14 protein-coding genes are annotated in these 13,227 nt (G+C 71.6%); 9 read left to right on the forward strand and 5 right to left on the reverse strand.

Translation table 11 applies throughout. The annotated features are described in order from the left end of the window. Positions 1 to 70: 70 nt before the first annotated feature. The 4 genes from mvk (at position 71) to DVK06_RS06315 (ending at position 3,389) form a co-directional block, all read left to right on the forward strand. On the forward strand, positions 71 to 1,087 hold the full coding sequence (gene mvk, locus DVK06_RS06300; RefSeq protein ID WP_053771086.1) for a mevalonate kinase: 1,017 nt from the start codon (positions 71 to 73) through the stop codon (positions 1,085 to 1,087). Then, on the forward strand, positions 1,084 to 1,899 hold the full coding sequence (locus tag DVK06_RS06305; protein ID WP_121599691.1) for an isopentenyl phosphate kinase: 816 nt from the start codon (positions 1,084 to 1,086) through the stop codon (positions 1,897 to 1,899). Before mvk ends, DVK06_RS06305 begins: the two co-directional genes overlap by 4 nt. Positions 1,900 to 1,980: 81 nt before the next feature. Further along, entirely contained in the window at positions 1,981 to 3,018 is a 1,038-nt protein-coding gene (locus DVK06_RS06310) for an Mrp/NBP35 family ATP-binding protein (protein WP_121599692.1), read from the forward strand. Next, a complete protein-coding gene (locus DVK06_RS06315; RefSeq protein WP_121599693.1) occupies positions 3,015 to 3,389 on the forward strand; it encodes a hypothetical protein in 375 nt (124 codons plus the stop codon). The genes DVK06_RS06310 and DVK06_RS06315 overlap by 4 nt, the downstream gene beginning before the upstream one ends. A gap of 48 nt (positions 3,390 to 3,437) precedes the next feature. Here DVK06_RS06315 and DVK06_RS06320 read toward each other — a convergent pair whose 3' ends face one another. Next, complete coding sequence (locus DVK06_RS06320) at positions 3,438 to 5,297, reverse strand: aldehyde ferredoxin oxidoreductase family protein (protein ID WP_121599694.1); 1,860 nt, start codon at positions 5,295 to 5,297, stop codon at positions 3,438 to 3,440. Between the two features lie 120 nt (positions 5,298 to 5,417). Between DVK06_RS06320 and yqeC the strand changes: the two genes are divergently transcribed. Next, positions 5,418 to 6,149, forward strand: a complete 732-nt coding sequence (yqeC, locus tag DVK06_RS06325) for a selenium cofactor biosynthesis protein YqeC (RefSeq protein ID WP_121599695.1) — start codon at positions 5,418 to 5,420, stop codon at positions 6,147 to 6,149. Between the two features lie 2 nt (positions 6,150 to 6,151). Here the strand turns inward: yqeC and DVK06_RS06330 are convergent, their stop codons facing one another. Further along, positions 6,152 to 6,802: a hypothetical protein gene (locus DVK06_RS06330; protein WP_121599696.1), complete on the reverse strand. Its 651-nt coding sequence runs from the start codon at positions 6,800 to 6,802 to the stop codon at positions 6,152 to 6,154. An 88-nt stretch (positions 6,803 to 6,890) separates the two neighbouring features. Here DVK06_RS06330 and DVK06_RS06335 point away from each other — a divergent pair, with 88 nt between their 5' ends. After that, a complete protein-coding gene (locus tag DVK06_RS06335; RefSeq protein WP_121599697.1) occupies positions 6,891 to 8,048 on the forward strand; it encodes a GTP-binding protein in 1,158 nt (385 codons plus the stop codon). Here the strand turns inward: DVK06_RS06335 and DVK06_RS18195 are convergent. Next, a complete protein-coding gene (locus DVK06_RS18195) occupies positions 8,045 to 8,224 on the reverse strand; it encodes a hypothetical protein (protein ID WP_137707173.1) in 180 nt (59 codons plus the stop codon). The genes DVK06_RS06335 and DVK06_RS18195 overlap by 4 nt on opposite strands. Before the next feature lie 131 nt (positions 8,225 to 8,355). Here DVK06_RS18195 and DVK06_RS18910 point away from each other — a divergent pair, with 131 nt between their 5' ends. Then, positions 8,356 to 8,523 carry a hypothetical protein gene (locus tag DVK06_RS18910; RefSeq protein ID WP_173230192.1) on the forward strand — a complete coding sequence of 56 codons (168 nt, stop codon included), beginning with the start codon at positions 8,356 to 8,358 and terminating at the stop codon, positions 8,521 to 8,523. A 48-nt stretch (positions 8,524 to 8,571) separates the two neighbouring features. On the opposite strand, the gene DVK06_RS06340 is transcribed toward DVK06_RS18910, so the two are convergent. Next, positions 8,572 to 9,741: a glutathione-independent formaldehyde dehydrogenase gene (locus DVK06_RS06340; RefSeq protein WP_121599698.1), complete on the reverse strand. Its 1,170-nt coding sequence runs from the start codon at positions 9,739 to 9,741 to the stop codon at positions 8,572 to 8,574. A gap of 227 nt (positions 9,742 to 9,968) precedes the next feature. Between DVK06_RS06340 and fdhF the strand changes: the two genes are divergently transcribed. After that, positions 9,969 to 12,110, forward strand: a complete 2,142-nt coding sequence (gene fdhF / locus DVK06_RS06345; protein WP_121599699.1) for a formate dehydrogenase subunit alpha — start codon at positions 9,969 to 9,971, stop codon at positions 12,108 to 12,110. A 15-nt stretch (positions 12,111 to 12,125) separates the two neighbouring features. Here fdhF and DVK06_RS06350 read toward each other — a convergent pair whose 3' ends face one another. Next, positions 12,126 to 12,590, reverse strand: coding sequence for a hypothetical protein (locus DVK06_RS06350; protein ID WP_121599700.1), 465 nt, complete (start codon positions 12,588 to 12,590; stop codon positions 12,126 to 12,128). 128 nt (positions 12,591 to 12,718) lie between these two features. On the opposite strand from DVK06_RS06350, the gene DVK06_RS06355 reads away from it, so the two are divergent. Continuing rightward, entirely contained in the window at positions 12,719 to 13,036 is a 318-nt protein-coding gene (locus DVK06_RS06355) for a DUF5785 family protein (protein ID WP_053771075.1), read from the forward strand. The last annotated feature ends 191 nt before the right edge of the window (positions 13,037 to 13,227 follow it).

The raw sequence follows: 13,227 nt of genomic DNA on the forward strand, positions 1-13,227 counted from the left end.
GGGTGCGACCGCGGAACGCGCCGCTCCGGCAAGCGCAACGACTGTAAGCCCGCGGAGCGACCGTCGTCGTATGACCGTTTGCGAGGCGCCGGGGAAGGTGTACCTCTTCGGCGAACACGCCGTCGTCTACGGCGAGCCGGCCGTGCCGGCGGCCATCGAGCGACGCGCCGCGGTGACCGCCGAGCCGCGCGAGGACGACCACGTGCGCGTCGAGGCGGAGGACCTCTCCTTGGACGGGTTCACCGTGGAGTACTCCGGGGGGACGAGCGACCGTCCGGACGTGGACGTGCCGACGCCGCTCGTCGAGGCCGCGATGGGGTACGTCGACGCCGCCGTCGAGCAGGCGCGGGACGCGGCCGACGCCCCCGACGCCGGCTTCGACATCACCGTGGAGAGCGACATCCCGCTGGGCGCGGGGCTGGGGTCGTCCGCGGCGGTGGTCGTGGCCGGCATCGACGCCGCGACGCGCGCGCTCGGCGAGCCGCTCGACCGCCGAGAACTCGCCGAGCGGGCGTATCAGGCCGAGTTCGAGGTCCAGGACGGGCAGGCCTCCAGGGCGGACACCTTCTGTTCGACGATGGGCGGCGCGGTCCGGGTCGAGGGCGACGACTGCGAGCCGATCGACGCCCCCAACCTCCCGTTCGTCGTCGGCTTCGACGGCGGCGCGGGCGACACGGGCGAGCTGGTCGCCGGCGTCCGCGCGCTCCGCGCGGAACACGAGTTCGCGGCCGACACCGTCGAGTCCGTCGGCGACCTGGTCCGGGAGGGCGAGCGGCTCCTCGCCGACGCCGACCCCGGGAGCGAGCCCGACCCGGAGCTGCTCGCGGCGCTCGGCGAGCTGATGGACTTCAACCACGGGCTGCTCGCGGCGCTGGGGGTCTCCGCCCGGTCGCTCGACGCCATGGTGTGGGCCGCGCGGGACGCGGGCGCGCACGGCGCGAAGCTCACCGGCGCGGGCGGCGGCGGCTGTATCGTCGCGCTCGACGAGAGCGACGCGACGGAGACCGCGCTCTCGTTCACCCAGGGCTGCGAGGAGGCGTTCCGCGCCGAGCTGGCGACCGAGGGCGTCCGGGTGGTGGAGCCGTGACGGGCCCCGGCGCGGCGGGCGACGGCGCGGACGGCGCTGCGGACCCCGCCGCCGGCGTGCCGCCGGTCGTCCTCAAGCTCGGCGGGAGCCTGATCACCGAGAAGGACCGGCCCGAGACCCTCGACGGCGACGCGCTCGACGCCGCCTGCGACGCGGTGGCCGACGCGCTCGCGGCGGGCGACGTCGACCGGCTCGCGGTCGTCCACGGCGGCGGGAGCTTCGGGCACCACCACGCCAGCGAACGCGGCGTGTCGACGACGGCGGGCACGCGCGACGCGGACGCGGTGGCGGCGGTCCACGGCGCGATGAAGCGGCTGAACGCGCACGTGTTGGACCGACTCCGCGAGCGGGGCGTGCCCGCGGTGCCCGTTCACCCGCTGTCGCTCGCGGCGCGGTCCGACGGCACGGACGGCAACCTCAACCTCCCGCTCGGGTCGACGGCGACGCTGCTCGGCGAGGGGTTCGTCCCGGTCCTCCACGGCGACGGCGTGGCGACGGCGGGCGACGGGGTGACGGTCGTCTCGGGCGACGAGCTGGTCGTCGAGCTCGCCGCGGGGCTCGGCGCGCGCCGGGTCGGCGTCTGCTCGACGGTCCCTGGCGTCCTCGACGGCGACGGCGACGTGATCGACGCGATCGACGCGTTCGAGGCGGTCGCGGACGCGCTCGGCGCGAGCGACGCCACCGACGTGTCGGGGGGGATGGCCGCGAAGGTGCGCGAGATGCTCGCGCTCGACGCGCCGGCGCACGTGTTCGGCGCGGAGGGGCTGGCGCCGTTCCTGCGCGGGGAGGACGCCGGGACCCGGATCGACTGACCGGTCGACCGCGGTCGCGCCGGGAACGGCGGCGCGCCCGGGTACAGAACCCTTATTCGACCCACGGCCCTCCCCTCGGGCATGAACGAATCGGACGTGCGGGAGCGGCTCGCGGACGTGCGCGACCCGGACCTCGGCGGCGACATCGTCTCGCTCGGGCTGGTGAACGACGTCGCGGTCGAGGACGGGACGGCCCGCGTGTCGCTCGCGCTCGGCGCCCCCTTCTCGCCGACCGAGTCGGCGATCGCCGACGACGTGCGGGACGCGCTCGCGGACACCGGCCTCGACGTGGAGCTGTCGGCGTCGATCCCCGACGACCTCTCGGCCGACGAGCAGGTCCTGCCGGGCGTCCAGAACGTGATCGCGGTCGCCTCGGGGAAGGGCGGCGTCGGGAAGTCGACCGTCGCGGTGAACCTCGCGGCCGGGCTCTCGGCGCTCGGCGCCCGCGTCGGCCTGTTCGACGCCGACGTGTACGGGCCGAACGTGCCGCGGATGGTGTCGGCGGAACAGCGGCCGGAGACGGACGGCGAGACGATCGTTCCCCCCGAGCGGTTCGGGGTGAAGCTGATGAGCATGGACTTCCTCACGGGCGAGGACGACCCCGTCATCTGGCGCGGCCCGATGGTCCACAAGATCATCACCCAACTCGTCGAGGACGTGGAGTGGGGCGACCTCGACTACCTCGTGATGGACCTCCCGCCGGGCACCGGCGACACGCAGCTCACCATCCTCCAGACGCTGCCGCTGACGGGGGCGGTGATCGTCACGACGCCGCAGGACGTGGCGCTCGACGACGCGGTGAAAGGGCTCCGGATGTTCGGCAAGCACGACACGAACGTCCTCGGCATCGCGGAGAACATGGCCGGCTTCCGCTGTCCCGACTGCGGCGGGTTCCACGAGATATTCGGCTCCGGCGGCGGGAAGGGGCTCGCGCAGGAGCACGACCTCCCGTTCCTCGGCGGGATCCCGCTCGACCCCGACGTGCGCACCGGCGGCGACGACGGCGAGCCGGTCGTCTTGGAGGACGGCGAGACCGCGGACGCGTTCAAGGTGCTCGTCGAGAACGTCGCGAACAACGCCGGCGTCGTGCGCCGCCGCGGGGTGAGCGAGGGCCGATGACCGACGCGGCGGACGGCGAGACGACCGACGCGGGCGAGGGCGCCCCCGACGCCGAGGGAAGCGGCGGCGCGGACGACGGGGCCGCGAGCGGCGACGACCGCGAGGACCCCCTCGCGGCCGCGGGGGTCGACCCGGTCGTGCCGGACGACGCCGGAGGCGGCGAGTTCGCCGCGGACGAGGAGGTCCGTGAGTTCCTCCGCGAGGTCGCCGAGGATGTGCGCGGGGACAGCTCCGAAAGCAAGCAGCTCTCGGCGATCATCTACCGGGTCTCGGACCTGTACGACTCGGGCGAGGAGACCTCGCCCGAGGAGATATACCTCAACGTCCGGCACATCATGCGGATCAAGTCGGAAGGCGGGCTGCGTCACTGAGCCGCCCGGGCCCGCGGTCGGCGGTCGGTGCCCGCTCTCCTCCGCCGGTTAGTCGTCCGAACGGGCCGCCGCGGGGTCGATCGGCCCCTCGTCGAGCGGGGTCGCGTCGTCGGCGATCCCCGCGAGGCCGAGGCGGGCGAGCGTCTCGGGCGTCGGGAGCCCGCGCTCGCCCCATCCCCGCGCGGCGTAGTAGCGGTCCAGCAGGCGGTCGAAGGCGTCGGCGTCGACCCCGGGCGTCCCGTCCGCGGCCGGCGTGCGGAGCGGCTCGGGGAGCGCGTCGTCCGCGCGGTCGAGCCCCTCGCGGGCGTTGAACAGCCGCGTGAGCGTCCAGATCCGCTCGCCGGTCCTCGCGAGCGCGTCGACAGGGCCGTCCGCGGCGTCGTCGCCGCGCGCGGCGGGGTCGACCGCGGGGTGGTCGACCGCTGCGAGCCACTCCGCGCCGAGGTCGGCTCCGACCGCCTCGCCGACGAAGTCGTCGACGACGAGGCTCCACAGCACGGAGCGGGCGTTCTGCTCGCCGACCACGTCTCGCACCTGATCGGCGGGAGAGCGGTCGGGGCGGGCGAGCGGTTCGGTGTCCTGCGGCCGCGCGCGGCGGTGGCACGCGCCGCGGTCGCTCGTCGCGTACGCGAGCGCGACCCCGACGGCGGCGCGGGGGTCGAACCCCGGCAGCGCCATCGACTTCACCGTGGGCACGAGGTCCGCGCCGCCGAACCGGTCGACGGCGGCGTCGATCCCGTCGGCGAGCGCGTCCGGCAGATCCGGGTCGACGGCGAGACCGCGCACCGGCTCGCGGGCCGCGATCGCCTCCAGCAGCCGTTCCGCGCCGTCGGCGTCGCCGAACGAGACGGGACAGTCGACGACCCCCGCCTCGCCCGCGCGGACCGCCCACGCGACCGCGTTGCCCGCGCCGATCACGTCGAGGCCGAGCCGGTCGCAGACCCCGCAGAGCGCCACGACGCGGTCGAAGTCGTCGATTCCGAGGCCGGCGCCGAGCGTGATCGGCGCCGCGCCGCGCGGGACCACCTCGCCGTCCGGGGTGTCGATCCGGAAGCCGCCGGGGACGGTCTGATCTTCGCCCTCGCGTCCCGTCGCGCGCTCCAGCGCGGCCTCGACGCCGATGTCGTCGGCGCCGTCGAAGCCGGTCGCCGTCCACCCCTCCGCCGCGAGGATCCCCACCTCGTCGGCGTAGTCGACTGTCTCGACCGTCTCGCCAGCGGCCTGCCACTCGCCGGTCGGGTCGCGGCCGTACGCCGCTGCGTCGCGGTCGCGGAGCGCGGTGAGGTCGTCCGGGACAGCCGGAGGCGAGCCGCGGGCGACGACCGCCTTCAGCCGCTTCGATCCCATCACCGCGCCGGCGCCGCCGCGGCCGGCCTGGTGGTCGCCGCCGTCGCTCGCGACCGTCGCGTAGGCCGCCTCGCGCTCGCCCGCCGGGCCGACGCAGGCGACGCCGGCGTCCGGGAACCGCGCGGCCGTCTCGGCGGCGTCGTCGCCCCACGCGTCGCTCGGCTCGATCCGGGCGCGACCCCCCTCGACCTCGACCCGGACCGGACGGTCCGCGGCGCCCGTCACGAGCAGGCCGAGACAGTCGCCGAGCGACCCCGCGAGGCGGTCGGCGAAGTCGCCGCCGGCGTACGAGTCGAGGAAGCCGCCGGTGAGCGGCGACTTCGTCACGGCGGCGTAGCGCGTCTCGCCGGGGAGGTAGCCCGCGAGCGGCCCGACGAAGAGCGCGAGGGCGTTCCCCGGGGCGGTCGGGTCGGTCCCCGGAGACAGCTCCTCGTAGAGGTAGCGCGCCCCCAGCCCCTTCCCGCCGACGTAGTCGCGTCGCCACCCCTCGGGGACGCGCTCTCGGACTGTCTCGCCCGCGTCGAGGTCGACCCGGAGGACGTGGGTTCGGCTCCGACTCATTCAGGCGCTCTGCGCGGCGGAGACGTATCAATCTGTTCGCCGCGCGGGGTGAGACCCGCCCGACCGCCTCCCGCTAGCCCCACCGTTAGAGTGACCCCGGCGGCGGCCGAACGGCCGGGCATGGACCTGACGACCGCGCTCGACGCCCGCGACGCGACCGTCTGCGTCGTCGGCGCGGGCGGCAAGAAGTCGACGCTGTTCGCGCTCGCCGACCGACTCGACCGGGCGGTCGTGACCGCGAGCGTCCGGATACCGATCTTCGACGACCGCGTCGCCGCGGTGCGCGTGACCGAGGACCCCGTGGCCGCGCTCGACGAGGTCGGAGAGGGGGACTGGCCGCTGGGGCTGGTCCCCGAGCGCGATCGGTCGGACCGATACCTCGGGTACGACACCGCGACCGTCGCGGAGGTCGCCGACGCCGCGCCCGGCGCGACGCTCGTGAAGGCCGACGGGGCGCGCCTCCGCGAGTTCAAGGCCCCCGGCGAGCGCGAGCCGCAGATCCCGTCGAACGCGGACGTCGTCGTCCCGATCGCGAGCGCGCACGTCGTCGGCGAGCCGCTCACCGACGACCTCGTCCACCGGCCGGAGGAGGTCGCCGCGATCACCGGCCGCGAGACGGGCGACGAGATCCGCCCGGCCGACGTGGCGACCGTCCTCGCGAGCCCGGCCGGCGGGCTGAAGGGCGCGCCGAGCGGCGCGACCGCGATCCCGGTCGTGAACAAGGTCGACGACGACGCGGACGCCGCCGCGGCGCGGGCGGTCGCCGGAGAGATCCTCCACCGCGCCGACGTGCCGCGCGTCCTCCTCGCGCGCCTGATCGCGGACGACCCGGTCGTCGAGGTCGTCGAGTAACGCTACGGACTCCCTCCGGAGACCTCCTCGAACGACCGCCACAGCGCCCGGTACAGCGTCCACGCGTCGACGCCGGTCCGGGCCATCACGGCCCGGCAGGCGTCGTCGAACCGCCGGTAGTCGGCCGCCGACGGCGGGTCCGGATAGTCGCCGTCGAGCTCGCCGGTCGCGGCCAGCACCGCCCAGGTCCGGCGGTCGATCGCGACGAACCGCGAGGGCGCGAGGAACTGACAGAAGGCGGACGCGACCGCGACGTCGACGCCGTCGAGCGCGGTGAGCGCCGAGAGGGCGGCGTCGAGGTCGCAGTCCTCGTCGGTCGGAGCGTCGAGGTCGCGCCCCTCGTCGGCGTGTGCGTCTCCCTCGGGGTCTCCGGCGCCGAGGGCGTCGACGGCGGCGTCGAGCGCGTCGATCACGTCGCCGAAGTCGTTGTCGCGGAAGGCGTCCTCGCGCTCTCGTCGCTCCCGGTCCGGATACTCGCCGAGGTACCGCCGGAAGTACCACCGGACGATCCACTGGGCGTCGCGGCGCCCGTACTCGTCGCCCGCGAACGTCTTCGGGATCGTCTCGACGTGCTGGCGCTCCACGTCGTACAGCGGCTCCGTCTCCGCGTACGCCCGGGCGCGGTCCCGGACGGTCGACTCGCTCAGGTCCATCGCCTCGCGGTACGGCGGTGAGACGGATGAACGTTCTCTAATCCGCCCGATCGATCGTTTCATACAGACGTGGTCATTGGTATCATACATGACAAACGCGCGCATCCCGGTCACCGTCCTCAGCGGTTACCTCGGCGCCGGGAAGACGACGCTCGTGAACCACCTCCTCTCGAACCCGGGGGGCCGGCGGCTCGCCGTCATCTTGAACGACATGGGCGAGGTGAACGTCGACGCCGAGAAGATCGCCCGCGAGAACGACGAGGAGGGGGTCGTCGACCTCTCGAACGGCTGTATCTGCTGTCGGCTCCAGGACGACCTCCTCTCGGAGGCCGCGGCGCTGGCCGACTCCCGGGAGTTCGACTACCTCCTCGTGGAGTCGTCGGGCATCTCGGAGCCGGTACCGGTCGCGCGGGCATTCACCGAGGGGACCGACGACAGCGACGTCGATCCGCGGGAGCGGTTCCGGCTGGACACGATGGTGACCGTCCTCGACGCGTACGGTTTCTGGAAGGAGTTCGACGCGGGCGAGACGCTGCCGGGGGGCGCACAGCCGGAGACGGACCGCCCGCTCGCGGACGTGCTCGTCGAGGGGATCGAGTTCTGCGACGTCCTCCTCGTGAACAAGACCGACATGGTCCCCGACGACGTGCTCGACCGGATCGAGTCGGTCGCGGAGCGGCTGGGACCGAGGGCGAAGCGGATCCGGACCACCTATTCCGCGGTCGACCCGGACGAGGTGCTCGACACCGGCCGGTTCGACTTCGCGGCGGCGAAGGGGTCGGCGGGCTGGAAGCGCGCCATCGCCGACGAGGAGGCGGACGGCCATGACCACGACGGGGACGGAGGAGGAGGAGGAGGTCATGACGGTGACGGAGGCGGCCACGACCACGTCCACTCCGAGGGCGCCGCCGCGGCCCACGGGGTCGGATCGTTCGTCTACCGGTCGAGCGACCCCCTCGACCCGGGCGCGCTCGCCGAGTGGCTCGACGACTGGGACGGGTCGATCGTCCGGGCGAAGGGCGTGGTCCGCGTCGCCGACACCGACGAGGTGATCGGCGTGAGCCAGGCCGGCCCGTCGGTCCAGGCCGGACCGATCGGCGAGTGGGGCCCCGACGACGACCGGCGGACGCGGCTGGTGTTCATCGGCGAGGACCTCCACGAGGAACGGATCCGAGAGGAGTTGGGCGGGCTCGTGGCGGACGAGGGCGAGGCGACGGCGGACCCCGACGCGGTGTTCCCGATTTAGATCCCCAGTTCGCTCCGGAGGTCGTCCCACTCGTCGTGGAACCCGTGGGTCGACTCCGTCTCCGCGCCGACCGCCGACTGGTACGTCTCGTCGTACTTCAGGAGCTCCCCCCACCCGTCGTGGAATGCCCAGTTACAGTACTGACACATGGCCGTCACCACGTCCCGGAGTAGCATACCCGTTTCGCCGGGCGGGACCAGTCGCCGCCCTCTGCGGCGCGTCTCGCGCGCGGGTCGTCGACAGTCTGAACCGTGGTGAGTGCGTATGTGACTCAGGCGCGAGGCGACCCGAGCCGACGGAGCATCAAATGCCGACCTACAGACGCGGCGGCCACGTCCGCGGCGACGACGACGGAGTGGAACGGGAGTGCGACCTCTGCGACTGGCACTGCGTAGCGGACTCGTATCCGGCGCTCGTCCGGGAGTACCAGGCGCACCTCCGGAGCGACCACCCGAAGGCGTGGCTCAGGGCGTGACGGCGGGCGCGAAAAAATAGCGGTTCTCGGGGCGCGACGCGTTCGGTCTCAGGGCTCTAACAGGACCTTCGTGACGCCCTCCTCGCGGGCGTCGAACGCCTCGTACATCTCCGGCGCGTCCTCGAGGTCGACCCGGTGGGAGACGACCCAGCTCGGGTCGGCGCGGCCCTCGATGATCATGTCGCGCAGGTACCGGTTGTACTCCTTCACGTTACACTGGCCGGTGCCGCACTTGAGCCCCTTCTCGAAGAACTTCCCGAAGTCGATGCCGAGCCGCCCCTGCGCGGCCATGTCGTCGGGCGCACCGGGGTCCTCCGGGACGTACAGGCCGGGAATCCCCAGTTCGCCGGTCGGCCGGACCACCCGTATCAGGTTGTTGATCACGACTGCGGGATTCTCCTTGGCCGGCTGGTAGGAGTAGTCCTCGGTCTCAGTGTCGACGTCGTCGGGGTCCGTCGCCTGGTAGCCGACTGCGTCGACCCCCTTGTCGACCATGCCGCCGTGCTCCTCGATGATCTGGTCGACGGGGTCGCCCTCCGAGAAGTCGATGGCGTGGGCGTCGCAGTGCTCCTCCGCGAGCTCCAGTCGGCTCGGCACCTGATCGACGACGTAAATCTCGGCCGCGCCCTTGATCTTCGCGCTGTAAGCGGCCATCAGCCCGACGGGGCCGGCGCCGAAGATGGCGACCGACTCGCCGGGCTGGAGGTTCGCCAGTTCGGTGCCGTGCCAGCCCGTCGGGAAGATGTCCGCGAGCAGCGAGAACGCGTCCTCGTGTTCGCGCCCCTCGGGGAGCTTCAGGGCGTTGTGGTCTGCGTACGGGACGCGCAGCTTCTCGGCCTGTCCGCCCGGGTACGGGCCCATGGCGACGTAGCCGTACGCGCCGCCCGCGAAGCCGGGATTGACGTTGGTACAGAAGCCGGTATACCCCTCCTCGCAGTTCTGACAGAAGCCGCAGGAGACGTTGAACGGCATGACGACGCGGTCGCCCTCCTCCAGCGTCGATACGGCGTCGCCCACCTCGCTGACGGTCCCCATGTTCTCGTGACCGAAGACGATCCCCTCTTCGGCCGCGGTCCGCCCCTCGTACATGTGGAGGTCCGACCCGCAGATACAGGAGGTCGTGATGTCGACCACGACGTCGTTCGGGTGTTCGATCTCCGGTTCGTCCACGTCCTCGACGGCCACCTCGTACGGGCCTTGATAAACAACTGCTCTCATGTTGATCCCAATTGTAACGTGTTAACAATCCGTAGTAAATGTTTTTCCATAATAATTACGCTTAACAATTTTGAAACGACTAATGTTAATTAGGGACGCGCAGAGGCCGACGGCGCGGCGACCGGACTCCGCGCGTTCGGCGACGCTGGGGCTCCAGACCACCGATACACTCATGCACGACGACGATAGATCGTGTGGTATGAACACACACGGGGGCGGTGAGACGGATGTCCAGTGAACCGGACGACGCGGTGAAGACGATCTGCCCGTACTGCGGCGTGGGGTGCGGGATCCGCGTGCTCGAAGGCGACGAGCCGGGCGAGATGCGCTTTATGCCGTGGGGCGACGCGCCGGTGAACGAGGGGAGCGTCTGTATCAAGGGCGGCGCGGCGACGCAGGTCGTCGACCATGAGGACCGGCTGACCGAGCCGCTGATCAAGGAAAACGGCGAGTTCCGCGAGGCGACCTGGGAGGAGGCGCTCGGCCGCGTCGTCGACGAGATGAGGTCGATCCGCGAGGAGCACGGTCCGGACGGGATGGGATTCTTCGGCTCCTCGAAGACGTTCAACGAGGAGAACTACCTCATCCAGAAGCTGGCGCGCCGGTACGGCACCAACCAGGTGGACAACTGTACGCGGATGTGTCACGCCTCCACCGTCTGGGCGCTGCGCACCAGCCTGGGCATGGGCGCGATGACGAACAGCATGGCCGACCTGGAGGACGCGGCGGACGTGCTGTGGATCCAGGGCGCGAACCCCGGCGAGCAGCACCCGATCGCCAACAGCCAGTACTTCCGGCAGGCCGTCCTGGAGGGCGCGACCGTCATCCAGGTCGACCCGCACGCGAACAAGACCACCCGGTCGTTCGAGATCGACGAGACCGACCGGCACATGCACCTCCAGCTGAACCCCGGCACCGACATCCCGCTCCTGAACGTCGTCCTCAAGACGATCCTGGAGCGCCACGAGGCGGAGCCTGACGCGGGCTGGATCGACGAGGCGTTCGTCGAGGAGCGCACGAAGGGGATCGACCACCTGAAGGAGACGCTGGCGGACTTCGACGTGGAGGCGGCCGCCGAGGAGTGCGGCGTCCCGCTGGCGGACATCGAACTCGCCGCCGAGAAGTACGCGATGGCGAACGACGCCGCCATCTTTACCGGGATGGGGATGAGCCAGCATACCTGCGGCGTCGACAACGTCCAGAACGAGATCAACCTCGCGCTGGTCACGGGGAACCTGGGCCGGCCCGGCACCGGCGTCAACCCCCTGCGCGGGCAGAACAACGTCCAGGGCACCTGCGACGTGGGCGCGATGCCGAACGTCCTCCCGGGGTACCAACTCGTCGACGACGACGAGGCGCGCGAGAGCGTCGAGGAGGTGTGGGGCTTCGAGGTCCCCGAAGCGCCCGGGCTGACGAACGTCGAGATCTCCCACGCGATCGGCGACACCGTCCACGGGCTCTACGTCATGGGCGAGAACCCGATCATGAGCGAGCCCGACGGCAACGAGACGGAGCGCCGGTTCCGCGAGGAGCTCGGCTTCATGGTGGTCCAGGACATCTTCATGACCGAAACCGCCGAGCTCGCGGACGTGGTCCTCCCGGCGACGACGTGGGCCGAGCGCGACGGCACCGTCACCAACACCGACCGGCGCGTCCAGCGCATGCGCGGCGTCCACAAGGTCCACGAGAACACGCGCCACGACCTCGACATCCTCTGTGAGGTCGGTACGCGATTGTTCGACGGCGACGAGTTCGACTTCGAGGGGCCCGAGGACGTGTTCGAGGAGCTGCGCGAGGTGTGCCCGATCATGCACGGGATGACCTACGACGCGCTCGGCGAGACCGGGATCCACTGGCCCTGCTACGAGGAGGGCGACGAGGGCGACTCGTTCCTCTACGCGGACTCGTTCGAGACCGACGACGGCCTCGGCCGCATCGAGGGCGTCGTCCACCAGGAGCCGAAGGAGACCCCCGACGAGGAGTACCCGCTCGTGTTGACCACCGCGCGGCTCGAAGAGCACTACAACACCGGGACGATGAGCCGGCGGTCGCCGACGCTCTCGAAGCAGCACCCGGAGAACTTCGTCGACGTCCACCCGAACGACGCCGAGCGGTACGGCATCGAGGACGGCGACCACGTGACGCTGAAGTCCCGGCGCGGCGAGATCACCGTCCGCGCGGACGTGACCGAGGACATCAAGGAGGGCGTCGTCTGGACCACGCCGCACTTCGCGGCCGCCTCCGCGAACCGACTCACCAACGACGTGCTCGACGAGCGCGCCAAGATTCCGGAGTACAAGGCCGCCTCGGCGGAGATAGAGGTCGACATCGAGCCCGCGGGCGACGGCGCCGCGTCCGCCGACGACTGAGCGGGGTCGGAGTTTTCAGACCCGCTCTTCCAGCACCGTCTCGTCGCCGTGTCGGACGACGACGCGTTCCGGCACGGGCGCCTCGGGGAACGCGACGGCGACCGAGTACGGGTGGGGTTCGGCGACGTCCGAACAGCGGTCGACGTCCGAATCGGGGTCGGCCTCGGCGACGATCCGGAGGCGGAGCGTCCCCTCGTCGAGCGCGGCCTCAAACAGCGTGACGCGGTAGCAGCTCCGGGGGCCGTCGAGGAGCGAGCCCGCCACGACCAGCCGCGGCGGGTCTTCGTCGAGGCGGCGGCGGACCTCGGCGATGTCGTTCCCGCCGCCGGAAGCGTCGATCTCCCCGTCGTGCTCGCGCCGGAACGTCACGTCGGCGCCGTCGATTTCGGTGGGGTCGTCGGTCCACGGCGGCGTGGGACAACCCGCGACGGAGGCGGTCGAAGCGGCGGCCGCGGACGCGAGGAGGGCTCTGCGGCGCATGTCGCGAGTCACACCGGGGGCGGTGAAGTGTCTTATGCGCCCGGTCGGGGTGTGGAGCCGCGCGGAGCGCGGCCGACCGCCACCGCCGCATCCGAAACCACTATCCCCGATCCGGCGAACCTCAACACATGGACTGGCCACACGACCCCGACGGCGAGCAGGGGAGCGAGGGCATGCGGCAGTACGGCCACGCCGTGCTCGCGAAGAAGATCGACGAGGAGGAGGACTTCCCGCTGACGGCGGCGGAGTACGTCGAGCAGTACGGCGACCACCCGATCCGGATCGACTTCGAGACGGTCGTCTCCGTCGAGGAGATCTTCGAGCACGTCGAGAAGGAGGAGTTCGCGGACTTCGTCGAGTTCCACCAGGAGCTCGGCCGCGCGATGCGCGAGAACGGCTACTGGTTCTACGAGGGCGCCGAGCAGTTCGTCGACGGCAGCGCTTGATACGGATTTTTTGAGTCCGCTGTCGTTCTTTTTGAGTAGTCACCGGTCGGTCGTTTATAAGTAACTGGCAGTAGATCGGCGGCGAACGCCTCCAAATCCCCAGCCGGGAGGCGGGCCATTTGAGTCCCGCCCCGCTCCGCACCGCAATCGCGCCTCACACCTCCCCAGCCTCGCGGTTCGCGCTCTTCGAG

The sequence above is a fragment of the Halorubrum sp. Atlit-28R genome (assembly GCF_003665955.1).
Classification (GTDB): Archaea; Halobacteriota; Halobacteria; order Halobacteriales; family Haloferacaceae; genus Halorubrum; species Halorubrum tropicale.

Bases quoted from the DNA above. Each gene is read 5' to 3' on its own strand.
- DVK06_RS06350 (WP_121599700.1), bottom strand. From the start codon at position 12,590: ATGCGCCGCAGAGCCCTCCTCGCGTCCGCGGCCGCCGCTTCGACCGCC.
- yqeC (WP_121599695.1), top strand. From the start codon at position 5,418: ATGGACCTGACGACCGCGCTCGACGCCCGCGACGCGACCGTCTGCGTC.
- DVK06_RS06310 (WP_121599692.1), top strand. From the start codon at position 1,981: ATGAACGAATCGGACGTGCGGGAGCGGCTCGCGGACGTGCGCGACCCG.
- DVK06_RS18195 (WP_137707173.1), bottom strand. From the start codon at position 8,224: ATGCTACTCCGGGACGTGGTGACGGCCATGTGTCAGTACTGTAACTGG.
- fdhF (WP_121599699.1), top strand. From the start codon at position 9,969: ATGTCCAGTGAACCGGACGACGCGGTGAAGACGATCTGCCCGTACTGC.
- DVK06_RS06315 (WP_121599693.1), top strand. From the start codon at position 3,015: ATGACCGACGCGGCGGACGGCGAGACGACCGACGCGGGCGAGGGCGCC.
- DVK06_RS06330 (WP_121599696.1), bottom strand. From the start codon at position 6,802: ATGGACCTGAGCGAGTCGACCGTCCGGGACCGCGCCCGGGCGTACGCG.
- DVK06_RS06320 (WP_121599694.1), bottom strand. From the start codon at position 5,297: ATGAGTCGGAGCCGAACCCACGTCCTCCGGGTCGACCTCGACGCGGGC.
- DVK06_RS06335 (WP_121599697.1), top strand. From the start codon at position 6,891: ATGACAAACGCGCGCATCCCGGTCACCGTCCTCAGCGGTTACCTCGGC.
- DVK06_RS06355 (WP_053771075.1), top strand. From the start codon at position 12,719: ATGGACTGGCCACACGACCCCGACGGCGAGCAGGGGAGCGAGGGCATG.
- DVK06_RS06340 (WP_121599698.1), bottom strand. From the start codon at position 9,741: ATGAGAGCAGTTGTTTATCAAGGCCCGTACGAGGTGGCCGTCGAGGAC.
- mvk (WP_053771086.1), top strand. From the start codon at position 71: ATGACCGTTTGCGAGGCGCCGGGGAAGGTGTACCTCTTCGGCGAACAC.
- DVK06_RS18910 (WP_173230192.1), top strand. From the start codon at position 8,356: ATGCCGACCTACAGACGCGGCGGCCACGTCCGCGGCGACGACGACGGA.